This window comes from Sphingobium sp. HWE2-09 (genome assembly GCF_035989265.1).
In the GTDB taxonomy this organism is placed as follows: Bacteria; Pseudomonadota; Alphaproteobacteria; order Sphingomonadales; family Sphingomonadaceae; genus Sphingobium.
Map to the genome: position 1 here is coordinate 1,072,552 of NZ_JAYKZX010000003.1, position 24,000 is coordinate 1,096,551.

17 protein-coding genes and 1 pseudogene are annotated in these 24,000 nt (G+C 64.7%); 10 read left to right on the top strand and 8 right to left on the bottom strand.

What is annotated here, in order from left to right:
- Positions 1–126 precede the first annotated feature (126 nt).
- Together U5A89_RS10675 and U5A89_RS10680 are read left to right on the top strand one after the other, a co-directional pair.
- Entirely contained in the window at positions 127–1,377 is a 1,251-nt protein-coding gene (locus U5A89_RS10675; RefSeq protein ID WP_338161116.1) for a lipoprotein-releasing ABC transporter permease subunit, read from the top strand.
- Positions 1,370–2,047, top strand: a complete 678-nt coding sequence (locus U5A89_RS10680) for an ABC transporter ATP-binding protein (protein ID WP_338161117.1) — start codon at positions 1,370–1,372, stop codon at positions 2,045–2,047. Before U5A89_RS10675 ends, U5A89_RS10680 begins: the two co-directional genes overlap by 8 nt.
- Here U5A89_RS10680 and U5A89_RS10685 read toward each other — a convergent pair.
- The gene (locus U5A89_RS10685; RefSeq protein WP_338161118.1) at positions 2,044–3,864 is read right to left on the bottom strand and encodes a diguanylate cyclase; all 1,821 of its coding nucleotides are present in this window, start codon (positions 3,862–3,864) and stop codon (positions 2,044–2,046) included. The two genes, U5A89_RS10680 and U5A89_RS10685, sit on opposite strands and share 4 nt — an antisense overlap.
- A 133-nt stretch (positions 3,865–3,997) precedes the next feature.
- Between U5A89_RS10685 and dnaE the strand changes: the two genes are divergently transcribed.
- Positions 3,998–7,546 carry a DNA polymerase III subunit alpha gene (dnaE, locus tag U5A89_RS10690; RefSeq protein ID WP_338161119.1) on the top strand — a complete coding sequence of 1,183 codons (3,549 nt, stop codon included), beginning with the start codon at positions 3,998–4,000 and terminating at the stop codon, positions 7,544–7,546.
- Between the two features lie 223 nt (positions 7,547–7,769).
- Here the strand turns inward: dnaE and U5A89_RS10695 are convergent, their stop codons facing one another.
- From U5A89_RS10695 to U5A89_RS10710, 4 genes and pseudogenes are all read right to left on the bottom strand, one after another.
- Complete coding sequence (locus U5A89_RS10695) at positions 7,770–8,837, bottom strand: PA0069 family radical SAM protein (protein WP_338161120.1); 1,068 nt, start codon at positions 8,835–8,837, stop codon at positions 7,770–7,772.
- Positions 8,838–8,948: 111 nt separating this feature from the next.
- Positions 8,949–9,476, bottom strand: a complete 528-nt coding sequence (moaB, locus tag U5A89_RS10700; protein WP_338161121.1) for a molybdenum cofactor biosynthesis protein B — start codon at positions 9,474–9,476, stop codon at positions 8,949–8,951.
- Positions 9,476–11,269 (bottom strand): annotated as a pseudogene (locus U5A89_RS10705) (lytic transglycosylase domain-containing protein). The gene moaB and the pseudogene U5A89_RS10705 overlap by 1 nt, the downstream one beginning before the upstream one ends.
- A complete protein-coding gene (locus U5A89_RS10710) occupies positions 11,266–11,994 on the bottom strand; it encodes a uracil-DNA glycosylase family protein (protein WP_338161122.1) in 729 nt (242 codons plus the stop codon). The pseudogene U5A89_RS10705 and the gene U5A89_RS10710 overlap by 4 nt, the downstream one beginning before the upstream one ends.
- Positions 11,995–12,120: 126 nt before the next feature.
- On the opposite strand from U5A89_RS10710, the gene U5A89_RS10715 reads away from it, so the two are divergent.
- The 7 genes from U5A89_RS10715 (at position 12,121) to U5A89_RS10745 (ending at position 19,978) form a co-directional block, all read left to right on the top strand.
- Positions 12,121–13,773 (top strand): electron transfer flavoprotein-ubiquinone oxidoreductase, encoded by a 1,653-nt coding sequence (locus U5A89_RS10715; RefSeq protein ID WP_338161123.1) that lies wholly within the window; start codon positions 12,121–12,123, stop codon positions 13,771–13,773.
- Between the two features lie 64 nt (positions 13,774–13,837).
- Entirely contained in the window at positions 13,838–15,427 is a 1,590-nt protein-coding gene (locus U5A89_RS10720; RefSeq protein ID WP_338163012.1) for a tetratricopeptide repeat protein, read from the top strand.
- Entirely contained in the window at positions 15,414–16,313 is a 900-nt protein-coding gene (locus U5A89_RS10725; RefSeq protein WP_338161124.1) for a 4-(cytidine 5'-diphospho)-2-C-methyl-D-erythritol kinase, read from the top strand. Before U5A89_RS10720 ends, U5A89_RS10725 begins: the two co-directional genes overlap by 14 nt.
- Positions 16,310–17,026 carry an N-formylglutamate amidohydrolase gene (locus tag U5A89_RS10730; RefSeq protein WP_338161125.1) on the top strand — a complete coding sequence of 239 codons (717 nt, stop codon included), beginning with the start codon at positions 16,310–16,312 and terminating at the stop codon, positions 17,024–17,026. Before U5A89_RS10725 ends, U5A89_RS10730 begins: the two co-directional genes overlap by 4 nt.
- Positions 17,023–17,403, top strand: coding sequence for a hypothetical protein (locus U5A89_RS10735; RefSeq protein WP_338161126.1), 381 nt, complete (start codon positions 17,023–17,025; stop codon positions 17,401–17,403). Before U5A89_RS10730 ends, U5A89_RS10735 begins: the two co-directional genes overlap by 4 nt.
- A complete protein-coding gene (locus tag U5A89_RS10740; RefSeq protein WP_338161127.1) occupies positions 17,400–18,776 on the top strand; it encodes an NAD(P)H-hydrate dehydratase in 1,377 nt (458 codons plus the stop codon). Before U5A89_RS10735 ends, U5A89_RS10740 begins: the two co-directional genes overlap by 4 nt.
- Entirely contained in the window at positions 18,773–19,978 is a 1,206-nt protein-coding gene (locus U5A89_RS10745) for a class I SAM-dependent RNA methyltransferase (protein ID WP_338161128.1), read from the top strand. Before U5A89_RS10740 ends, U5A89_RS10745 begins: the two co-directional genes overlap by 4 nt.
- A 74-nt stretch (positions 19,979–20,052) precedes the next feature.
- On the opposite strand, the gene U5A89_RS10750 is transcribed toward U5A89_RS10745, so the two are convergent.
- The 3 genes from U5A89_RS10750 to U5A89_RS10760 form a co-directional block, all read right to left on the bottom strand.
- Positions 20,053–21,252, bottom strand: coding sequence for a type III PLP-dependent enzyme (locus U5A89_RS10750; RefSeq protein ID WP_338161129.1), 1,200 nt, complete (start codon positions 21,250–21,252; stop codon positions 20,053–20,055).
- A gap of 148 nt (positions 21,253–21,400) precedes the next feature.
- Positions 21,401–22,573, bottom strand: a complete 1,173-nt coding sequence (locus tag U5A89_RS10755; protein ID WP_338161130.1) for a carboxynorspermidine decarboxylase — start codon at positions 22,571–22,573, stop codon at positions 21,401–21,403.
- Positions 22,574–22,706: 133 nt separating this feature from the next.
- Positions 22,707–23,912, bottom strand: coding sequence for a saccharopine dehydrogenase family protein (locus U5A89_RS10760; protein WP_338161131.1), 1,206 nt, complete (start codon positions 23,910–23,912; stop codon positions 22,707–22,709).
- Positions 23,913–24,000: the final 88 nt, after the last annotated feature.

Here is a 24,000-nt window from a genome sequence, read left to right on the forward strand (position 1 = left end):
TCGGGGCCGTGTTATTTTCCGTTCGTCGCTGTGGCTGGGATGCAACAATTCGGCAATGCTTGCCGTTGGCGGGGCGGGTGCCTAGACGGCTAGCACATCATCTTTTCAAGAGGCCGTTCGCGCCACATGATTTTATCCCGTTACGAACGCATGATCGCCAAACGCTACCTGCTGCCGGGTAAAGGCGAAGGCTTCATCTTCCTGGTCGCCGGCATCAGCCTGGCCGCCGTCATGCTGGGCGTCGCCGCGCTCATCATCGTTATGAGCGTCATGAACGGCTTTCGAGCCGAACTGTTCGACAAGATCGTGGGGCTGAACGGTCACGCGGTGGTGCAGGGCTATGGCGGACGCCTGCCCGACTGGCAGTCGGTGCTGAAGGAAGCGCGCGCGACGCCCGGCGTCACCAGCGCCACGCCGATGATCGAACAGCCTTTGCTCGCGACCTTCAACGGGCGGGTGGAAGCCGTGCTGGTGCGCGGCATGACGGTGCCCGACATTCGCGGCAACAAGACGCTGAAGGGCAAGGTGTTGTCCGGCAGCCTCGACAGTCTGACCGCCAATGCCGGGAAGATCGGCATCGGATCGCGGCTGGCGGAAAATCTAGGTATTCAGCTGGGCGACAGCCTGACCATCGTCAATCCGGCCGGTCGATCGACGCCGTTCGGCACGGTGCCCCGTCAGATCGCCTATCAGGTGTCGGCGATCTTCGAGGTTGGCGTGTATGATTATGACAAGGCGCTGGTCGTCATGCCGATGGCCGATGCGCAAACGTTGCTGTTGCTGGGCGACGTCGTGGGCATGATCGAGGTCGAGACGGTCGATGCCGACAAGGTGGGCCAGATATTGCAGCCGCTGGCAGCACGGGTCGCGGGGCGCGCCGTGGTGCAGGACTGGCGTCAGATGAATGCGTCTTTGTTCGAGGCGCTGGCGGTGGAGCGGGTGGCGATGTTCGTCGTGCTGTCCATCATCGTGCTGGTGGCGGTGTTCAACATCCTGTCGTCGCTGATCATGCTGGTGCGCGCCAAGACGCGCGACATCGCGATATTGCGGACGATGGGGGCGAGCCGGGTTGGCCTGGTGAAGATTTTCATGACGGTGGGCGTCACCATCGGCACGCTGGGCATGGTGGCGGGGATGGTGCTGGGCTTCACCTTCCTCTTCTTCCGGCAGAATATGGTCAACGCCATCCAGTTCCTGACCGGACAGAATCTGTGGGATCCCTCCATCCGGTTCCTGACCGAATTGCCGTCCCAGCCCGATCCGGTGGAGATCACGGTGATCTGCGTCATGGCGCTGGTATTCAGTTTCCTGGCGACGCTCTATCCGGCCTTCAAGGCCGCCAATACCGATCCTGTGCAGGTGCTGCGTTATGAATGATATTTTGAAGGTCGCAGGCCTTGCCCGCAGCTTTACGCAGGGCGGCGTCACCATCGATGTGTTGCGCGGCGTGAACCTGACGGTGGGGCCGGGCGAGATCGTGGCGCTGCTCGGGCCGTCCGGGTCGGGCAAGTCGACGCTGCTGCAGGCGGTCGGCCTGCTGGAGGGCGGGTTCGACGGCTCGATCCGCATTGCGGGCGAAGAGGCGGCGAAGCTGGACAATGACGGGCGCACCCGGCTGCGCCGCGATGCACTGGGCTTCGTCTATCAGTTTCACCATCTGCTGCCCGATTTCAATGCAACCGAGAATGTCGTCCTGCCCCAAGTCATTCGCGACGTGGACATGGGCGCGGCCAAGGCGCGGGCGCAATTGCTGCTGACGTCGCTGGGGCTGGGCCATCGGCTGGACCATCGGCCAAGCCAATTGTCGGGCGGTGAGCAGCAGCGCGTGGCCGTGGCGCGCGCGCTGGCGAACCGCCCCGCGCTGGTGCTGGCGGACGAGCCGACCGGCAATTTGGACGAGCGCACGGCCGATGTCGTGCTGGGCGAATTTCTGCGCCTGGTGCGGGAGGAAGGCTCAGCCGCCTTGGTTGCAACCCATAATGAGCGGCTGGCGCAGAAGATGGACCGGGTGGTCCGGTTGCATGAAGGCGTGCTGGAAAGCCGTTAGACGGCGGCTTGCGCGGCGGCCGATGCGCCGTCGCGTACGGTGGCGACCAGGATGCGGTCGCGCCCTTCCGCCTTGGCGCGCAGTAGCGCTGCGTCGGCGGTTTGCAGCAGCCGATCCGCCCGGCCATGATCGGGGAAGGCGGACAGGCCGAAGGACGCGGTGATCTGCGCCAGTTCCTGACCGCGATGGTCCAGCCGCAGATGCTGTATCTTGCGCTGAATCTGCATCGTCCGGCCCAGCGCCTGATCCAGATCGAAGCCGGGCATCAGGACGACGAATTCTTCGCCGCCCAGCCGGAAGGCGTGGCCGTTTTCCCGCAGGGAATCGCCGAGGACTGCGCCGACCGCGCGCAACACCGCGTCGCCAGCATCATGGCCGTGATTGTCGTTGAAGCGCTTGAAATGGTCAATATCCACCATCAGACAGGCGAGCGGCGTGCCGTTATGATCGGCGTCGTTGACCAGCGTCTGCACCACAGCGTCGAACTGGCGCCGGTTGGGCAGGCCGGTCAGCGCGTCGGCCATCGCCATTTCGCGCAGCGCATCGCGCAGGCGCAGATTGGCAAGGGCGAGGCCGATATTTTCGGCCAGCATTTCGAGATATTTCCCGGTTCGGTCACGATAATCGGCGGTCGCGCCGGTCGGCTCCTCATAATAGAGCATGCCGATGCTTTCGCTTTGGGCGGCGAGCGGGATGCAGATGGTGCCGATGCTTTGCGCCGCGCCCAGATGCTCGCAGGGGATGTCGATCATTTCACCGGCCGGGCGATGAATCTGCCCCCGGCGTAGCGCCCAGCAGGCGGATGGCGGAAATTCGGCGCGGGAATGGACGGGCGACAGCCAGTGGCACGCCTGGGTCATGGCATTACGGCGATTGTCGTGAATATAGAGGCGGCCCGGAAAATCGGGCGCGATTTCCGGGGCGAACCGGCGGACGACGTCGACCAGATCATCGACATTGTCGCACCCCTGCAACCTTTGCGTCAGGCGCGATATCAGGTCGCGCATCGTGCGGTCGGCGTCGCGCTCCTGCTCCAGCCGCAGTCGCTCCAGCCCGTTTTCGCGAAAGATGCGGATCGCCTGGGCCATGTCGCCAATCTCATCGACATGGGCCGAGTCCGGCGGGATAGCGTCATAATCCTGTGCGGCGAGGCGCGTGACCACGTCGCTGAGGCGCACGACCGGGCGCAGGATGCGCTGTTTCAGGATGAAATAGAGGACGCACAGGAACAGCAATGCGGTCATGCCCAGCATGATTTCCGACATGGTGCGCCATTGCCGCGCGGTGTCGGTCGCGCGGGCAACGGCATGGTCCGTGCGCTGATCCAGCATATATTGGAATTTACCGACCTGCGCGGCGACCCGGTCGAGTTCCCGGCCATATTCGTCGCCGAACAGGATGGTGCGGGCGGTCCTGTCGTCCTTGGCTTCGGCGGCCTTGATCGCGGCTTCCTGCTCGGCGATCAGCGCGTCGCTCCAGTGCAAGCCTTGCTGGAGGGCGGCCAGTTCGGTGTCATTGGCTCCGGCGTCGCGCAGATGTGCGATACGCTGCTCGACGGAGCGCAAGGCCGCCTTTTCGCGGCGATAGGCGATGAGATGGCTGGGATCACCGCTGATCACGAAGCCGCGTGCCTGTTCCGTCAGGCGATAGACATCCTCCTCCAGCGTGGCGGTCGCCTGGTCGAAGGTCGCGCGTTGCGCCACGGCGGCGCGTTCGCTTTCTTCCGCGTTCGACGCCATCAACATGGTCGCGCCGGAAAACAGGGTCAGAGAGACGGTGGCCCCATAGGCCCAATTGGTGATCGTGGATAAACGCATGATAGCATCGCTGTACGCCACACAGGTTGGCAATTGCTTAATAGGGCGTCCACGATGAACGCGCCGATGTTACCCACAGTTTTTCTGAACGCAGGGCTGTGCCGAATCGACCCTTGTCCCTAGATTGTCATCCATGCCTCATGCTCCGTTCGTCCCCCTGCGCATCTTCTCCTCCTTCACCATGCTGGAAGGGGCAATCGATCCCAAGAAAATCGCCAAACATGCCAAGGCGCTGGGCTTTCCGGCGGCGGCGATCACCGATCGCAACGGACTGTATGGATCGATGGCCTTTTCGGACGGGTGCAAGGATGAGGGCGTGCAGCCGGTCATCGGCGCGATGCTGGGGCTGTTGCGGCCGGGGCGCCCGGCCAATGCAGCGCCGGTGCATGACTGGCTGGCGCTTTATGCACAGGATGCCGCGGGATATGACAATCTGTGCGCGCTGGTTTCGATGGCGCATCTCGACCGGCCGGTCGAGGAAGTGCCCCATGTCACGATCGACGCGCTGGAGGGGCGGACCGACGGGCTAATCGCGCTGACCGCTGGCGGCGAGGGGGCGCTGGCGCGGTTGTTCGCCGAGGACCAGCCGGACGCGGCGCTGGCTTATGCGCAGCGGCTGGAAGCGCTGTTTCCCGGGCGGCTCTATGTCGAGATTTGCCGTCGGCTCGATCCGGTCGAGGGGAAGGCGGAGCCGCTGTTGCTCGACCTTGCCTATGATCGAGACCTGCCGCTGGTGGCGACCAACCCGACCTGCTTTGCCGATCCGCAATTCCATGCCGCGCATGACGTGATGCTGTGCATCGCCGACAGCGCCTATGTCGACATGCCCGATCGCCGCACCAGTTCGCCCGACGCCTGGATGAAGCCTGCGGCCGAGATGAAGCGGTTGTTCGAGGATCTGCCCGAGGCGCTCGCCAATACGCTGGTCGTCGCGCAACGCTGCGCGGTGGCGGCGCCCAAGCGCAAGCCGATCCTGCCCAGCCTGGCGGGCGATATCGAGGGCGAGGCGGCGATGCTGCGCGACCAGGCGGCCGAAGGGCTGGAGCGGCGACTGGCGAAGCTGGGCATCATGTCGGCGGAAACGCGGCAACCCTATCTGGAGCGGTTGACCTTCGAGACAGACATCATCATCCAGATGGGGTTTCCGGGCTACTTTCTGATCGTTGCCGACTTCATCCGCTGGGCCAAGGAGAATGACATTCCGGTGGGTCCGGGCCGTGGCTCCGGCGCGGGGTCGCTGGTCGCCTGGGCGTTGACCATCACCGATCTCGATCCGTTGCAATTGGGCCTGCTGTTCGAACGCTTCCTGAATCCGGAACGTGTGTCGATGCCCGATTTCGACATCGATTTCTGCGAAACGCGGCGTGGCGAAGTGATACGCTACGTCCAGCAGAAATATGGCGCGGACCATGTGGCGCAGATCATCACATTCGGGAAGCTGAAGGCGCGCGCGGTGCTCAAGGATACAGGGCGCGTGCTGCAGATGAGCTATGGGCAGGTCGACCGGCTCGCCAAGCTGGTGCCCAATCATCCAACCGATCCCTGGACGCTGGAGCGGACGCTGGAAAAAGGCGGGGTCGCCGAGTTCCGGCACGAATATGAGAATGACAAACAGGTCCGCCGCCTGATCGACTATGCGATGAAGCTGGAAGGCTTTCCGCGCCACAGTTCCACCCATGCGGCGGGCGTGGTGATCGGCGATCGGCCGTTGCAGCAATTGGTGCCGCTCTATCGCGATCCGCGATCGGACATGCCGGTGACGCAGTTCGACATGAAATATGTCGAGGGTGCGGGGTTGGTGAAATTCGACTTTCTGGGCCTGAAGACGCTTTCGGTGTTGCAGAAGGCAGTGCAATTGCTCAGCGCGCGAGGCGTCACGGTCGATCTCGATACGCTCGCCTGGGACGATACGGCCGTTTACGATCTGCTCCAGCGCGGCGACACGGTCGGCGTGTTCCAGCTGGAATCAGAAGGGATGCGCAAGACGCTGGCGGCGGTGCGGCCGACCAATTTCGGCGATATCATCGCGCTCGTATCGCTCTATCGCCCCGGCCCGATGGACAATATCCCGATGTTCGGGCGGCGCAAGAACGGGCAGGAGGATATCGAGTATCCCCACATCCTGCTGAAACCGATCCTCGAAGAAACCTATGGCATCTTCGTCTATCAGGAACAGGTGATGCAGGCCGCGCAGATCCTGGCGGGCTATAGCCTGGGCGACGCGGACCTGCTGCGCCGGGCGATGGGCAAGAAGGTCAAGGCGGAGATGGACGCGCAGCGGTCGCGCTTCGTGGAAGGCTGCGCGGCGAGCGACATCAAGTCGGCCAAGGCCAACGAACTGTTCGATTTGATCGACAAGTTCGCGGGCTATGGCTTCAACAAGTCTCACGCGGCGGCCTATGCGCTGCTCGCCTATCAGACGGCCTGGTTGAAGGCGCATTATCCGGCCGAATTCTATGCCGGGTCGATGGCGTTCGATATCCATTTGACCGAAAAGCTGACCGTGTTCGTGGACGATATGCGGCGGATGGGGCTGACCTGCCTGGCGCCGGACCTCAATCGCAGCCAGGCCGATTTTACCGTCGAGGCCGTGCCATATGATGGCGAGGACAAGCGGCTGGGCTTTGCCGTGCGCTATGCGCTGGGTGGCCTGAAGGGCGTGGGCGAGAAGGCGATGGAGCAGTTGGTCGCCGAGCGTGAGGCGGCCGGACCGTTCAAGTCGCTGGATGACTTCGCCGACCGGATCGAGCCGCGGTTGCTGAACCGGCGGCAGCTGGAAAGCCTGGCGGCGTCAGGGGCATTCGATGGCATCTATGCCGATCGGGCGGGCGTCCATGCGGCGACCGAAACCATCCTGTCCGTCGCGTCGAGCAACGCGCAGGCGCGCGAAAGCGGGCAGGGCGGGCTGTTCGGCGATGTCGAGACGCCCCATGCGGATGTGCGCATTCCGCCGCATCAGGCCTGGACCGTCGCGGATCGCATGGCGCAGGAGAAGGAGGCGTTCGGCTTTTATTTCTCCGCCCATCCGGTCGACCGCTACAAGCATCTGGCGGACGCGCGCGGCGCGCGCAGCTATGGCACGATCTGCCAGGCGCCGATGGGTATGCCGAATGCGGAGGGTCGGGTCATGACCATCATGGCGGCGATGGTGGAGGATGTGCGCTGGCGCGAGACGAAGCGTGGCGCGCGTTACGCCAATGCGACCTTCTCCGACCAGAGCGGTCAGTTTCAGGCGAGTTGCTTTGACGAGGATGCGTGCAAGGCGATCGAGGAACTGGCGCGCGATGGCGATTGCGCGTTGCTGGTCGCGGAACTGGATCGCTTGCCGGGCGAGGAGACGCCGCGCGTCACCGTGCGCGGGGTTGAGCCGTTCCGCGCGATCGCCAGTGCGTCGCGGATGGAATTGACCGTCGATGTGGAGACGCCGCAGGCCGTGGCGGCCTTGGCGACGCTGCTGGCCGGTGCGGGCGGTGGGCGCAGCGAAGTGTTTATGCGGGCGCCTGTGGGTGACGGGAAAGCCGCGCGAGTGTTCCTGGGCGATCAATATAGTCTGGGCGCGGACCAGGTGGATGCGATTTCGACCATAGCCGGGCTGACGATCCATCGTTTCGAGCGGATGGATGTGAAGGCGGACGGGTATAGGACGCGGACGCGGCGGACGGCGATGCGGTTGGTGGGGTGATTGGGGGCTGGGGTTTGATGCGGTCGTTAGATGTTCGAGAGCGGACTTAATTCCCCCTCCCTTAAACGGGAGGGGGCTGGGGGTGGGCCAGCGCTACGTTGGATATGCCCACCCCGCTGCGACTAAATTCGCTACGCTCATTAAGTCTCGCTGCCCCTCCCGCAAGCGGTTGGGGCGTTAGCCCGGCAGTCCGCCGTCAACCCAACGGTCACGACGAAGGAGGCTAAAACAACCGCATCTGCGCGCCTTCGGGTGGGCGGAAGAGGTCGGTGCGCAGGGTGAGGCGTTCCGCGCCCAGGCCTGCCCGTTTGCGGGCCTTGGTGAAACGGGTGCGGAGGAGGTCTGCCCAGACGCCCTGGCCGCGCATGCGGGAGCCGAAATTGGGATCATTGTCGCGGCCGCCGCGCAGGTCGTTTATGATTCCCATCACCTTGGCTGCGCGATCCGGGTAGTGGGCATCGAGCCAGGCGCGGAACAGGGGGGCGACTTCGTGCGGCAGTCGGACGGGGATGTAGCTGACTTCGCGCGCGCCAGCTTGGGCGACGCGGGCAACCAGCGCTTCGATCTCATGGTCAGTGATCGCGGGGATCACGGGGGAAATGCTGGCGGTTACGGGTATGCCTGCGTCGGATAGCTGGCGGATCGCTTCCAGTCGGCGCAGTGGGTGGGGTGCGCGTGGTTCGAGCGTGCGCGCGACGGCCGGGTCCAGGCTGGTGACGGAGAGCATGACGGCGACGAGCCTATCGCGCGCCAGGTCGGCCAGCAGATCGATGTCGCGCAGGATGCGGTCGGACTTGGTGGTGATGAAGGTCGGATGCCGCGTTTCGACCAGCAGTTCCAATATGTCCCGCGTGATCCGCCAGTCTTTTTCGATCGGCTGATAGGGATCGGTATTGGTGCCCATGGCGATCGGCGCGACGGTGTAACTGGGTTTCGATAGTTCGGCGCGGAGCAGTTTCGCGGCGTCGGGCTTGGCGAAGAGTTTGGTTTCGAAATCCAGACCGGGGGAGAGATCGAGATAAGCATGAGTGGGACGGGCGAAGCAGTAGATGCAGCCATGTTCGCAGCCACGATAGGCGTTGATCGATTGGGAGAAGCCGATGTCAGGGCTGTTGTTGCGGGTCAGGATCGTACGGGGATGTTCGATCGTGACTTGGGTGCGGCGGCGTGGGACGGGGCCGTCCAGTTCCTCGACCGAATTGAGCCAGTCACCGTCGGCCTCTCGCTGGGGCAGGTTGAAGCGGCGGCTGTCGCCGTTGAGCGTTGCGCCTCTGCCCTTTTCGATGCCCATGGATTGATGGAACATATAGGGAACGACAAGTCAAATGATACAACGAGTGCGACAGTCGAATGAGGTTTACGAATTTCATTAGTTGGCTAACTAACTAATATACAACCTGCGTTATCGCTCCGTCAGGCGCGGCATCAGTTCCACGAAGTTGCAGGGGCGGAAGCGGCTGTCGAGTTGGGTGACGAGGATGCCGTCCCATGCGTCTTTCACCGCGCCGGTGGAGCCGGGCAGCGCGAAGATATAGGTGCCGCGCGCGACGCAGGCGGTGGCCCGGGACTGGATGGTGGAGGTGCCGATCGACTGGTAGCTGAGCCAGCGGAACAGTTCGCCGAAGCCGGGGATTTCCTTGTCCTGCACCTGCGCCAGCGCTTCGGGTGTAACGTCGCGACCGGTAACGCCGGTGCCGCCGGTGGTGAGGATGACGTCGATGTCGGGATCATCGATCCAGGCGTGGAGGCGGGCGACGATGGCGCTTTTGTCGTCACGCTCGATATGGCGGGCGGCAAGGATATGGCCTGCGCCTTGCAGCCGTTCGATCAGCGCGTCGCCGGAGCGGTCTTCGGCCAGGCCGCGCGTGTCGGACACCGTCAAAACCGCGATGCGGACTGGAATGAACGCCCGGCTTTCGTCGATCGGCATCAGTCGGAGCCGCCGCCCATCGACGCGGTCGGGGTGGCGCGGCCGTCCGCTTTGCTGAGGCGCACCAGCTTCACGCCATTGGCATTGGGGAAGGTCGGCCACATGCCCTGCGCCATGCCAGTCAGGCAATCGGCGCTGCCCTTCGCCTGGATCTGATACATCCAGTAATTGCGCATGACGATGTTCACATAGGCGCGGGTTTCATAATAGGGCAGCGATTCCATGAAGAGCAGCGGATCGCCATTGTCATGGACCTGCGTGTTCCAGCGGCTGACCGGCAGCGGCCCGGCATTATAGGCGGCCATGACCTTGGGCAGCAGGCCGCCGGTCGCGCTCATGTCACGCAGGGTTTCGAGATATCGCTGACCATATTCCATATTGGTCGATGGCAGGAACAGTTGCGAGGCCGATGCCAGACCCATGTCGCCGCCGGTGCCGGGCATCACCTGCATCAGGCCGCGCGCGCCCGCGCCGCTGACGACATCGGAGCGGAAGCCCGATTCCTGGAGCGTGTGGGCGAAGATGAGCGAGGGATCGACGCGCCATCCGCCGTCGGGACGCCAGTTGGGTGCGGGGAAACGGGCGAAGCTGGCGGGTTGCTTGCCGGCCGGGCCGTTATGCGCGAGCCAAAGCTAAGTCGCGGGCAAGCTGAGCGCGCCAGCCAGGCGCAGGATCGCGTCATATTGCGCGGTGCCGCCGATCTTCGCCTGATAACGCAGCGCTTCGTCGGCGCGGCTGTTTTCGCCGATGGCGGAGAGCGCGATGGCGGCGCGGACATTGGGGCTGTCCTTCAGCACGCGCCAGTCCATGTCGCTGAAACGGCTGACCAGGGCCGCGACCTGCATCGGCATGCCGAGCAATTCGCGGGCGAGCAGGCCGTAGAAGGTTTCGTCCGAGCGGGCGGCCTGTTTGAGATAGGTGGCGACCTTTTCCGCTTCGCCGCAGACCATATAGGCGCGCGAGGCCCAATAGGCGCCCGCGGCGCGCATGTCGGCGTCACCCGCGAGCGCGGCGACATTGGCGAAAGCAGGCGCGGCGGTGCGGCAATCATTCTGACGCCAGGATGCCAGGCCCGTCGTCCAGTGCGCCTGAACGGTCCAGTCGCCGCCGGTGCGGGTTTCCAGCGCGCGCGCGGCCATGCGGCGGGCGTTTGTGTCGTCATTTTCGATATAATAGGCCCAGGCGACGCGCTGACGCACTTCGGTCAGGCCTTCCGACGTCAGGCCCGCTTCGCCGGTGGCGAGCAGCCCTTCCGCGCCGATCGGATCGTCATTTTTGACATAGGTCTGGATCTGACCGGCGAGCGCCTGCGCCAGCGTATCGGTTTTCGTCGCGGCGACATATTGGCGACGCGGGGCGGCGCCGAGCCACACCATCTTCTGGATCTGCGGCAGGGTCGGCAGGATGGTCGCGCCGCGCTTTTGCGCCAGGCGGGACAGCTGGTCGGCCTTGGGCAGCCAGGCGGCCTTGTTGACCAAGTCGAGCAGGTCGAACAGTTCGACCTTCGGCGAGCCTTTAGCCAGATAGATTTCGGACAGGGCCAGCGGCCGGACGGCGTCCTGCGGGTCGAGCGCGGCGATCATCGCCTTGGCATCGACCCATTGCTGCGCTTGGATCGCGGCGAAGATCGCGCGGTAGCGGGCCTTGTCGCCATCGCCCAGTTGTAACGACGACAATTCGGTCGCCAGGGTCGTCGGCAGGACCGGGGCGGTTTCGGCGCTGGCGGGAAGCGCGGCGGATAGGCCCATGGCGATCAGGGCAAGACGGGATATTTGGGTCGCGGCGCGAATCACGGACGGGCTTCCTCGATCAGGCTTTGCAGGGTGCGCCAGCATTCCGCCTTGGCCGCTGGCTGGGTCAGCAGCAGCCGGGGATGAAATGTGGCGACGGCAGGCACAGTGCCGCCATCATGATTAAATTGGCGTAAACTATTCGGCGGTGACGCTCCGTCCGTCGGCATCAGCGCACGGATCGTCCGGTCGCCGAGCAGCAACAGGCGGCGAGGCTGCGCCAGCGCGATGTGGGTGCGCATCCGGGTGGCGGCGGCATCCAGGTCCGCCGCCTCCACCATGCCGCCGGGTGGGCGGGCGGTGAACAGGGAGGCAAGGTGGATCGCGCCGCGATCGAGGCCGATGGCGCGCAACATCGCGTCGAACAACAGGCCGGCGCGATCGGCGAGCAACCGGCCTTCGCCGAGATCGGCGGGGTCGGGCAGGTCGCTTACCACCATGAGCGGGGCGTGCGCCGGGCCGACCGGGGCGATGTGCGCGCCGACCCAGCGGCGTTCGGGCTGCGATGGATCGTCGGCGAGCCAGGCGAGGAACGATTCGAGGGTTCGGGGTTTTTCTATGGCAGGCGCTGGCGCGGCGGCGGGCGCTGAAGCTGGAGGACGCGTGGCGGCGGTACGCAGCCAGTTGACCGGCTGTTCGCCTATGGCGCAATCCACGCCTGCAAGCTGCCACCACGCCAGATAGGCGTCGGCGTTTGCCGCATCATCCTGCAATAATCCCCGCATCATCTTCCGTTGGGCCAGAGGTTGACGAGGGGGTCAAGGTGCTTCATCGCCTAGACTGGTAAACTGTTGGAGTTATGCGGCGATTGGAGAATGGGGTGCAGCCCGCCAGTCGCCCAGATGGAGGGATGAATGAGCGAACGGGAATCGATGCCCTATGACATCGTCATCGTCGGTGGCGGACCGGCCGGACTGTCGTCGGCTATCCGGTTGAAGCAACTGGCGAATGATGCGGGTCAGGAACTGGCGGTCTGCGTGCTGGAGAAGGGGTCGGAAATCGGCGCCCATATCCTGTCGGGCGCGGTGATCGATCCCAAGGCGCTGGACGAGTTGCTGCCGCAGTGGCGCGACATGGGTTGCAGCCTGGCCGATGTGCTGGTGACCGACAACCAGCACTGGTTCCTGACCAAGACCGGCAAGATGGCGATGCCGCACATCATGACGCCGGGCTGGATGCATAATAAGGGCACCTATACCGGATCGCTGGGCAATCTGTGCCGCTGGCTGGCGGAGCAGGCCGAAGGGCTGGGCGTCGAGATTTTCCCCGGCTTCGCGGCGGCGGAAATCCTCTATAATGAGGATGGCAGCGTGAAGGGCGTGGCGACCGGCGACATGGGTGTCGATCGCGAGGGCGAGCATAAGGGCGATTATCAGCCGGGGCTGGAGTTGCATGCGAAATATACCTTCTTTGCCGAAGGCGCGCGCGGCCACCTGACCAAGGTCTTGAAGCGTCAGTTCGCGCTGGACGCCGAGTGCGAGCCGCAGGTCTATGGGCTGGGCATGAAGGAATTGTGGGACATCGATCCCGCGCTGCATCAGCCAGGGCTGGTGATCCATTCGCAGGGTTGGCCGCTGACCGATGCCTATGGCGGCGGGTTCCTTTATCACCAGGCCAATGGGCAGGTGGCGTTGGGCTTCGTTGTCGGGCTGGGCTATCGCAATCCGCATCTCTATCCGTTCGAGGAATTCCAGCGCTGGAAGCAGCACCCGGAGATCCGCAAGTTTCTGGAAGGGGGCCGTCGCGTGTCTTATGGCGCGCGGGCGATCAATGAGGGTGGCTGGCAGTCGATCCCCAAGCTGGTGTTCCCCGGTGGCGCGCTGATCGGCTGTTCGGCGGGCTTTGTGAACGTGCCGCGGATCAAGGGCACGCATACGGCGATGAAGTCGGGCATGCTGGCGGCCGAAGCGGCGTTCGAGGCGATCCAGAATGAGCGCGCGCGCGACGTGCTGGACGATTATGAACTGCGTTTGCGGTCGAGCTGGATCGCGGACGAATTAAAGCTGGTGAAGAATGCCGAGCCGTTGCTGAGCAAATTCGGCGGCACGATCGGCACGTTGCTGGCGGGCATCGACATGTGGATGCGCACGCTCAAGATCGGCCTGCCCTTCACGATGAAGCATAAGCCGGATCATGAGAAGATCTGGCGCAAGGATAGCTGCGCGAAGATCGCCTATCCCAAGCCCGATGGCGTGGTTAGCTTCGACCGGCTCTCTTCGGTGTTCCTGTCGAACACCAATCATGAGGAAGACCAGCCGGTCCATTTGCAGTTGAAGGATCCCGCGATCCCGATCAGCTACAATCTGCCCCTTTATGATGAGCCGGCGCAGCGTTACTGTCCCGCAGGCGTCTATGAAGTGGTGGGTGAGGAAGAGGGCAATCCCCGCTTCCAGATCAATGCGCAGAATTGCGTTCACTGCAAGACGTGCGACATCAAGGATCCGACCCAGAATATCAACTGGGTCGTACCCGAAGGCGGCGGAGGACCGAATTATCCGAACATGTAAGCGCCTGATCCTGACGCTGATATTGACGGCGCCCTCCTTGGCGGGGGCGTCGGTCGATCCTGCCATGACTGGAAATGGCGCGCTGCACGCCTATGCCCGCGCGCGAATGGCGGATGGAGATGGCGCAGCGGTGGTGGCGGTCGCCAGCTATCGCGAAGCGTTGCGGCAAGACCCGGCGCGGATCGAGATTGCGCAGCGATCCTATATCCAGGCGATGGAAAGCGGGGACCGGGCGTTGGCGCGGCAGTCCGCCGCCCTGCTGGACGCGGAGGGCGCATTGCCGCGCGACGGGACATTGCTGCTGATCGGCGAAGCGTTGTCCGCGAAGAAATGGGCGCAGGCGCGGACGCTGACCGACCGGATGCTGGAGGAAGGCAATTTCGCGTTCCTTACCCCCATCGTGCGGAGTTGGATATCGTTGGGCGAGGGGCAATATGCGCCGCCGGTGATCGATGGCAAGGATCGGTTTGCGGCGCTGGGGCTGCGCTATGCCGATGAACATAGCGCTTTTCAGGCGTTGGCGCGGCGCGATCTGGCGACGGCCGTGCCCGCCATGCGGCGCGCGATCGCGATGCGGAGCGGGGACGCGGCGGCGTTGCGGCTGGCCTTTGCCGGGCAGATGGCGACCAGGGGCGCGAAGGCCGAAGCGCTGACGTTGTTGCCGGTGGGCAGCGCGACCTTTGCGCACGCCCGCGCGGACATCGAAAAGGGCAAGGGGTCGAAGGCGAACGGCGCGGCGGCGACCCCGGCGCAGGGGTTCGCCCGGTTGCTGGCGCGGCTGGCGGTGGATGTTTCGGCGGATGGTAGCGGATCGGCGCTGGGGCTGCGGCTGGCGCGGATCGCGACCTTTGCCGACCCGGACGGGCCGGAAACCCATATCGTCGCGGCGCGGCTGCTGACGGCGCAGGACCATGCGGCAAGCGGCGCAATCGAGGCGGCGAAGGTGCCGGTCGACGGCTGGTATGGCGGGCTGGCGCAAGCCGAACTGATCGATGCGCTGGCAGCGTCGGGCGACATGGACGATGCACTGACGCTGGCGCGCGCGCAGGCGGTGGAGCCGGGGGCGGATGCGGAGCGACATGTGCGGCTGGGCCGCCTGCTGGCGCAAAAGCAGGATTTTGATGGCGCGGCGGCGGCTTTCAAGGCGGCGCAGGCCGGTTATGACGGGGACCAGTTGCCCTGGACGCTATTGCTGTTCGAAGGCAGCGCGCTGGAGCAGGGCAAGCGTTGGGACGAGGCGCGCGCGGTGCTGGAGCGCGCGGCGCGGATTGCCCCCAACGAGCCGGTGATCCTCAACTATCTGGGCTATGCGCAGATCGAGCGACGGCAGAATGTCGAGGCAGCCTTGGAACTGCTCAAGAGGGCCAGCGCGTTGAAGCCGCAGGATGCGTCGATCACCGATTCGCTGGGATGGGCGCAGTTCGTGACCGGCAATGTCGATGCGGCCGTACCGGTGCTGGAGCGCGCGGCGGCGGGCGCGCCGACCGACAGCACGATCAACGAGCATCTGGGTGACGCCTATTGGGTGGCCGGGCGGCGGTACGAGGCGCGCTATGCCTGGGCCGCCGCGTCGGTCTTTGCCGAGGGCGATGTCGCGGCGCGGCTGGCGGCCAAGCGCAAGGAAGGGATGAAGCCCGAATATGCCGCGCCCTGATGTCATGCCCGACGTGGCCGATGGTAGTGTCGGGCCTTTGGTCACCGAGATCGCCTATGCCAAGATCAACCTGGCCCTGCATGTGCGGGCGCGGCGGGCGGATGGCTATCATGCGCTGGAAAGCCTGTTCGCGTTTGCCGAAGATGGCGATGGGCTGGAGGGTCGGGCGACGGACGACGGTGCGATCGACCTGCTGATCGACGGGCCGTTCGGCGCGGGGTTGCATGCGGGCGCGGATAATCTGGTGATGCGGGCGGCGCGGGCGTTGCAGGCTTATTTGGGACAGCAGCGCGGGGCGGCAATCCGTCTGACCAAGCGGTTGCCGGTGGCGTCGGGTATCGGCGGGGGCTCGGCCGATGCCGCGGCGACGTTGCGCCTGCTCGTGCGGTTGTGGGACGTGCGGATCGACCGGCAGGAACTGGCGGGGCTGGCGTTGGACCTGGGGTCGGACGTGCCGGCCTGCGTCGAAAGCGTGACGCAAATGGTCACCGGGCGCGGCGAAGGGCTGGCGCGGCAGGATGTCGCCGGGCTGGCGGGATGTCCGATGCTGCTGGTCAATCCCGGCGTTGGGGTGTCCACCGCGCAGGTTTTTGCGGGATGGGACCGGGTAGATCGCGGACCGCTCAGTGCGGATAGCCTTGGCGCTGTGCGCGACATGGGGCGCAATGATCTGGAAGCGCCTGCTCTGGCGGTGGCACCGGTGATCGGGGATGTGCTGGCGATGCTGGCGGCGCAGGACGGGCTGGTGCTGGCGCGCATGTCCGGATCGGGCGCGACCTGTTTTGCCTTGTTTCGCAGCGATGCGGCGTTGGCCGTGGCGGCACAGGCGGTGCGGCAGGCGCAGCCCGGTTGGTGGGTGATGGAAACGCGGATCAGGAGCGCATGAACGAAGCCTATAACCAGATTGATGGCGGCGGATTGGACCTGCTGATCGTGGGCGATCATGCCTCCGCCCATGTGCCGACCGACATCGATCTGGGCATCGATCCGGCTTTGCTGCGCGAGCATGTCGCGATCGATATCGGCGTGGCGGCGGTGAGCCGTCTGCTTGCGGAACAACTGGGTGGCACGGCGATACTGGGCGGCGTGTCGCGGCTGGTGATCGACCTCAACCGCGAAGAGGATGCGCCGGGCCTGCTGCCGGTGATGAGCGACGGCCATGCCATTCCCGGCAACCGCGATGCGGATTTGAACGCGCGGATGATGCGCTTTCATCATCCCTATCATGCGCGGGTGGCGACGCTGCTGGAGGGTATGACATCGCCCTTCATTCTGTCGGTCCATAGTTTTACGCCGCGATTGGCGAGCGATCCGGGGCAGCAGCGGCCGTGGGATATCGGCGTGCTGTATAATCAGGACGATCGTGCTGCGCGGATCGCCATTCCGCTGCTGGAGACGGCGGGCCTAACGGTCGGCGACCAGTTGCCCTATGCGGGCACGCTGCTGAACGCGACGATGAACCGCCATGCCGAAGCCAATGGCATTCCCTATCTGGGGGTGGAGATGCGGCAGGATCTGGTCGGCGACCCGGCCGGACAGGCGCGCTTTGCATCGATATTGGGGCCGGTGGTGCTGGAATGCAGGAGCAGATTGGCATGATGCGCTTTGGATTTGGGATGCTGGCGGTGGCGATGCTGGCAGGCTGCGGCAGCGGGCCGCAGGCCGCGGGCAATCAATCTGCCGCTGCCTCGGTGGATGGCGCGCCGGTCGATGATGGCAAGGCGGATTGCGCGCTGGCAGGATCGGGCGACTGGGCGCGCGATTGCGTAGTGGATCGGTCTGGCGACAGGTTGACAATTCGGCATCCCGATGGCGGTTTTCGCCGGTTTCGCGTGCTGACCGACGGGCGTGGGCTGGAGGCGGCTGATGGCGCAGAAGCGGCGAAGCTGACGATATTGGACGACAAGCGCATAGAGGTGGTCGCGGGGGATGACCATTATCGCCTGCCTGCGCGGATGGCCAGCGCCCGGCCATGACCGGCGCGCCGATCCTGACGGCGGCGCAGATGCGCGCGGCGGAGCAGGCGGCGTTCGATAGAGGTGTCGATGACTATGGCCTGATGGAAATCGCGGGCGCGGCGGCGGCGGAGATCATCTGGCGGGCTGGGCATAAGCGCGACGCGCTGATCCTGTGCGGCCCGGGCAATAATGGCGGCGACGGGTTCGTGATCGCCCGGCAGTTGCGCGATCGTGGCGTGGCGGTGCGGGTTGCGGCGCTGGGCGAGAGCCGGACGGTGGCGAGCCAGCGCGCGCGGGCGGCGTGGGGTGGTCCGGTCGAGGATGTGATGCAGGCTGCCCCTGGGACTCAGGTGGTGGATGCGCTGTTCGGCACCGGATTGACGCGCGGGCTGGATGGTGCGGTGGCGGCGCGGCTATGTGCTTTGGTCGAAGCCGCCGCGATCAGTCATGCCGTTGATCTGCCGAGCGGGGTGGATAGCGATAGCGGCGCGCTGCTGTCGGCCGTACCGCATTTTGGGATTTGTGTTGCGCTGGGCGCGTATAAGCCTGCGCATCTGTTGCAGCCTGCCGCGGGGCATATCGGGCGACTGGTGCTGGCGGATATCGGCATCGCGGTGCCGAGCGTGGTGCATCGATTGAGCGCGCCGGTGCTGTCGGTGCCTGGGGCCGATGTGCATAAATATAGGCGCGGGCTGGTCGCGGTGGTCGGTGGAGATATGCCTGGTGCGGCTATGCTGGCCGCGGCTGCGGCGGCGCATTCCGGCGCGGGCATGGTGCGGTTGGTGACGGACGATCATCAGACCGCGCTGCCGCATGCGATCGTTCGGCAGGGTTGGGATGGCGAGGCGCTGTCCGATCGGCGGATCAGCGCCTTGCTGATTGGACCGGGGCTGGGGCGCGATGCGGTGGCGCGGGCGCGGCTCGACCGGGTGCTGGCGGCGGGGCAGGCGTTGGTGCTGGATGCCGACGCGTTGACGCTGCTGGGTGTAGACGGGACGCGCGCCATTGCTCAGGGTGCGATAGTGACGCCGCATGAGCAGGAGTTTCGACGGCTGTTCGGCGACCTGCCCGGCAGCAAGATCGACCGGGCGCTGACAGCGGCGCAGATGTCCGGCGCGGTGGTGATCTACAAGGGCGCGGATAGCGTGATCGCTGCGCCGGATGGGCGGGCGGCGGTGGCGATGGGCGCGTCATCCTGGTTGTCCACCGCCGGGACGGGCGATGTGCTGGCCGGACTGGCGGCCGGACGGCTGGCGGTGACCGGCGATCCGTTTCGGGCGGCGTGCGAGGCGGTGTGGCTGCATGGGGAGGCGGCGCGGCGGGCGGGCGCGGCCTTTGTCGCGGATGATTTGCTTGCGGCGCTGCCAGCGGCTATCGCCGCGCGATTGTGAGCGACAACGATCTAGACACCATCATCCGCATCGCCGCCAAGGGCGACGGCGTCACGGCCGATGGCCGCCATTTCCCGCTAACCGCGCCGGGCGATCGAATAGGCTCCGGTGGATTCGTGATAGCGGGGCCGCATCATGTGGAGCCGCCTTGCGTCCATTTCCCGGCCTGTGGCGGGTGCCAGATCCAGCAACTGGACGAGGAAAGCTATGCTGATTTCGTGACCGGGCGCGTCACCGGCGCGCTGGCGGGGCAAGGGGTTGCGCCGACGCGCGTGCTGCCGCCGCATATCTCGCCCCCCTATACGCGACGGCGGGCGGCGTTGCGCGCGGCGCGCGCCGGCAGGCAGGTCACGATCGGTTTTGCCGAAGAGGGCAGCCATAAGTTGATCGACCTGCAGATGTGCGCGGTGCTGGACCCGCGTCTGTTCGCGCTGATCGCGCCGCTGCGGTGGCTGCTGGCGACGATTCTGCCGGACAAGCGCGCGGCGCATGTGAAGATGTCGCTCACCGACCAAGGCATCGACCTGTTGCTGGAAGGCGTGCGGGTCGAGGGGCTGGCGGCGGACGAGGCGCTGGGCGATTTCGGGCGCGTACATAAGCTGGCGCGCGTGAACATCGATGAGGGCAATGGGCAACAGACGCGCTGGGAGCCGGAGCCGGTGACGGTCAGTTTCGGCGGCGTGCCCGTCGGCTTTCCGCCCTTCGCTTTCCTGCAGGCGACGTCCGATGGCGAAGCGGCGCTGGTGGGCGCGGTGCGCGATGCCTTGCCGGAGACGGGGGCGATCGCCGATCTGTTCGCGGGTCTTGGCACCTTTGCGCTGGCGCTGGGTGACACGCGGCCTGTCTATGCTGGGGAAGGCGCGCGCGATGCGGTACTGTCGCTCAAGCAGGCGGGGGCGCGGGCGCAGCGGCGATTGGCGGCGGACCATCGCGACCTGTTCCGGCGGCCTTTGACGCCGGAAGAGCTGAACCGTTTTGCCGCCGTCATCCTCGATCCGCCGCGGGCTGGCGCGCGGGAACAGGTGCTGCAGTTGGCGACGTCGATCGTGCCGGTGATCGCCTATGTGTCCTGCAATCCCGCCAGTTTCGCGCGGGATGCGGCGCATCTGACGGCGGCGGGCTATGTCTTGGAGAGCGTGAAGCCGGTGGGCCAGTTCCGCTGGACGACGCATGTGGAACTGGTCGGCATCTTTCGCAGATGAAAAAATCCCTCGCCGCCAGGGGGAAGGCGGCGAGGGATGGCTATCCTCTCCAACTGGGAAAGCTGATCGTCTGCTTAGCCCAGCTTAATGACGTTTGCGCGACGGCGGACCGGCACGACTTCGGTATAGAGGCTGGCCATCGGCTCGTCCTCCACCTCGATCGTGGTTTCCGACGTGAAGCCGTTGAAGCCGGTCCGCATCGCCGCGCCATAGGCGCCGAGCATCCCGATTTCGATATAGTCCCCCACGGTCACGTCCGCAGGCAGCATGAACGGGCCGACCATATGGTCCATATCGTCGCAGGTCGGGCCGTAGAAGGAAAAGGCCTCCAGCGCCTCGTCGCTCTCTTCCTCACGCAGCAGGGCGACGGGGAAACGCCAGCCGATATGCGCCGCATCGAACAACGCGCCATAAGCGCCGTCGGTGATGTAGAGTTCGGTGCCGCGACGGCGCTCCACCCGCACGATGATAGAGCTATATTCCGCCGACAGCGCGCGGCCGGGTTCGCACCACAGTTCCGACGAATAGCTGACCGGCAGGCTTTCGAAGCCGCGATGGATCGCTTCGAAATAATTTTCGAGCGCGACCGGTTCCATGCCCGGATAGATGGACGGGAAGCCGCCGCCGACATCGATGATGTCCACCGTGACGGCTGCGTCCACGATCGCGGCGCGGACGCGTTCGATGGCGTCGCTATAGGCCTGTGGCGACATGGCCTGGCTGCCGACATGGAAGCAGATGCCCAGCGCGTCGGCAGCCTGACGGGTCGCCATCAGCAATTCGCGGGTCTCGCCCAGTTCGGCGCCGAACTTCGACGCGAGGGAGAGTTCCGAATGTTCGGACGACACGCGCAGACGCACGCACAGTTCCAGATCGGTCGCATCGTTGGTGGCGCGCATGATCTTCTCCAACTCCTCGATCGTGTCGAGCGAGAAGGTGCGCACGCCATAGCGGTGATAGGCGTCTGCGATCGCTTCCTCGGCCTTGACCGGGTGCATGAAGCAGAGCTTTACATCATCCTTGCCCGCCAGCGTCTCCGCGACCAGACGCACTTCGGCGATCGAGGCCACATCGAAATGCGTGATGCCCGATGCGAAAAGCGTGCGGATCAGATCAGGAGACGGGTTCGCCTTGACCGCATAGAGCGAGCGACCCGGAAACTTCTCGACAAAGAAGCGGGCAGCCCGAGCAGCGGCTTCGGGGCGAATCAGCGTTACCGGTGCTGCCGGTGTGAGGGTGGTCGCTACCCCCAGCGCGCTAGGATGCTTGTGCAATTCAAGGGACCTCCAGTGTAGTTCAGGGCGAAAAAGCTGCCTTGCGGTGGAAGTCCCATGGGGCAGCGGACGGTCGATATATGCGGAGGGGTCCCTGCTGTAAAGCGCGTGTGAAAATTTTGTTGCGCGCCCTGCTACGAAACGTGCGTCAGGAAAGACGAGCTTTAAAGTCCTCATAGGAAAATGACTTAATTTCAGTCAGTTGATCATTTTCCGAGTTCCAAAGCCAGATGGCTGGCAGGGGCACGCCGTTGAAGGTGTTGGTCTTCACCATTGAATAATGGGCCTGGTCGAGGAAGGCGATGCGCGCACCGGGTTCCGCGCCGCCGGGGATTCGATAGTCGCCGATAATGTCGCCCGCCAGGCAGGAGGGGCCGCCAAGGCGGGTCACTGGTCCTTCCGACGGCTCATGCAGCATGGCGGGCCGATAGGGCGCTTCGATCACGTCGGGCATGTGGCAGGTGGCGGAGATGTCGGTGATGGCGACGGGCATGCCATTGTCGATGACATCGAGGATTTCGCCGATGAGGATGCCCGCGTCGAGCGCCATGGCTTCGCCCGGTTCGATGTAGAGGGTGAGGCCGGTCTGCGCCTTTACCTGTTGCAGGAAGGCGATGAGGTCATCGATCTGATAGTCGGCGCGGGTGACATGGTGGCCGCCGCCGAAGTTCAGCCATTTGAGGCCGCCGACATGGGGCATGACATAGGGTTCGATCGCGGACCAGGTGCGGGCCAGCGGCAGGAAATCCTGTTCGCACAGGTTGTGGATGTGGAGGCCGTCGACCCCATCGAGATGGTCGGCGCGTAGCTGGTCGATCGGGAAACCAAGGCGGCTATGCGGTTGGGACGGGTCGTATTTGGGCACTTCCCCCTCCGGATTGAGAGGGTTGAGGCGCAGGCCGATGTCGAAGGTGCGGCCTTCGGCGCGGGCGGCATCGATGACGGGCTTGAGGCGCGCGATCTGGCCAGGGCTGTTGAAGATGACATGATCGGAGATTCTGAGAATTTCTGCCAGGTCTTGCGGCTTGTAGGCGGCGCAATAGGTGGCGACTTCGCCCTGATATTCTTCGCGGCCGAGGCGCGCTTCATAGATGCCTGACGCGCAGACGCCGTCGAGATATTCGCCCAGCACGGGGCCAAGCGACCACATAGAGAAAGCCTTGAGCGCGCCCAGCACCTTGATGCCTGCGCGATCGCCTATGTCGCGCAGGACGGTGAGGTTCCGGCGCACCGCAGCTTCGTCCACCACGAAGGCGGGCGAGGGGACGCGATAGAGATCGAAGCGGGCGAAGGCGGCGGGATCGCCGGCTTTGGTTTCCATGAGTTGTTCCACTCCTGATGCACCACCGTCACCCCGGGCCTGACCCGGGGTCCCGCTGCGTTGCAACGGTGGGAGAAGAAGCGGGACCCCGGCTCAAGGCCGGGGTGAGGTGTGTTTGGTTGGTGAAGCCGGATCAAAACGCCAGCGGGGCGTCCAGTTCCTTGACCTGCCAGGGCAGGCCGTGCTTGTTCAGCATGTCCATGAAGGGATCGGGATCGAACTGTTCGATGTTGAACACGCCTTCCCCTTTCCATGCGCCCGTCAGCATCAGCGCCGCGCCGATCATGGCGGGGACGCCGGTGGTGTAGCTGACCGCTTGGTTGCCGGTTTCGGCATAGGCTTCTTCATGGTCGCAGATTTGATAGACATAGACGGTCTTTTCGACGCCGTCCTTCTGACCAGTGGCGATGTCGCCGATGTTGGTCTTGCCCTTGGTCGTGGAACCCAGGCTGGACGGTTCGGGCAGCACGGCCTTGAGGAACTGAAGCGGGATGATTTCCTGGCCGTTGTAGATGACCGGATCGATCCGGGTCATGCCGACATTCTGGAGAACCTCCAGATGCTTGAGATAGGCGTCGCCGAAGGTCATCCAGAAGCGGATGCGCTGGATTTCGGGATAGTGGGTAGCGAGGCTTTCCAGTTCCTCATGATACATGAGGTACATATTTTTTTCGCCAACCTGGTCGAAGTCGAACGCCTGTTTGTGGCTGAGCGCCGGGCCTTCGACCCATTCGCCATTGGCCCAGTGACGCGACGGGGCGGTCACTTCGCGGATGTTGATTTCCGGATTGAAGTTGGTGGCGAAATGCTGGCCGTGGTCGCCGCCATTGCAGTCCAGAATGTCGAGCGTGTCGATCCGGTCGAGCAGATGCTTCTTGATGTAACCGGCGAAGACGCTGGTGACGCCGGGGTCGAAGCCGGAGCCCAGCAGCGCCATGATGCCCGCTTCCTTGAAGCGGTCCTGATAGGCCCATTGCCAGCTATATTCGAACTTGGCGGTGTCGCGCGGTTCGTAATTGGCGGTGTCGAGATAGTCGGTCTTGGTCGCGAGACAGGCGTCCATGATCGCCAGATCCTGATAGGGCAGCGCTAGGTTCACGACCAGCTTGGGCTGAACCTTTTCGATGAGGGCGATCGTCTCTTCGACATTGTCGGCATCGACCTGCGCCACGTCGATGGTCACGCCGGTGCGGGCCAGAACCAATTCGGCGACCTTTTCGCAGCTGACGATGCGGCGGCTGGCGAGCGTGATATGGCTGAAAATGTCGCTGTTCATCGCCATCTTGTGGACCGCGACAGACCCGACGCCGCCTGCGCCGATGACCAGAACCTTGCTCAATTTCATCTCCATTCACTGACCGCGCGACCCGCGCGAAAGCGTCCATATAGGGGCTATGCGTGACAGCGCAAAGTCAGTGTGGGCAAAG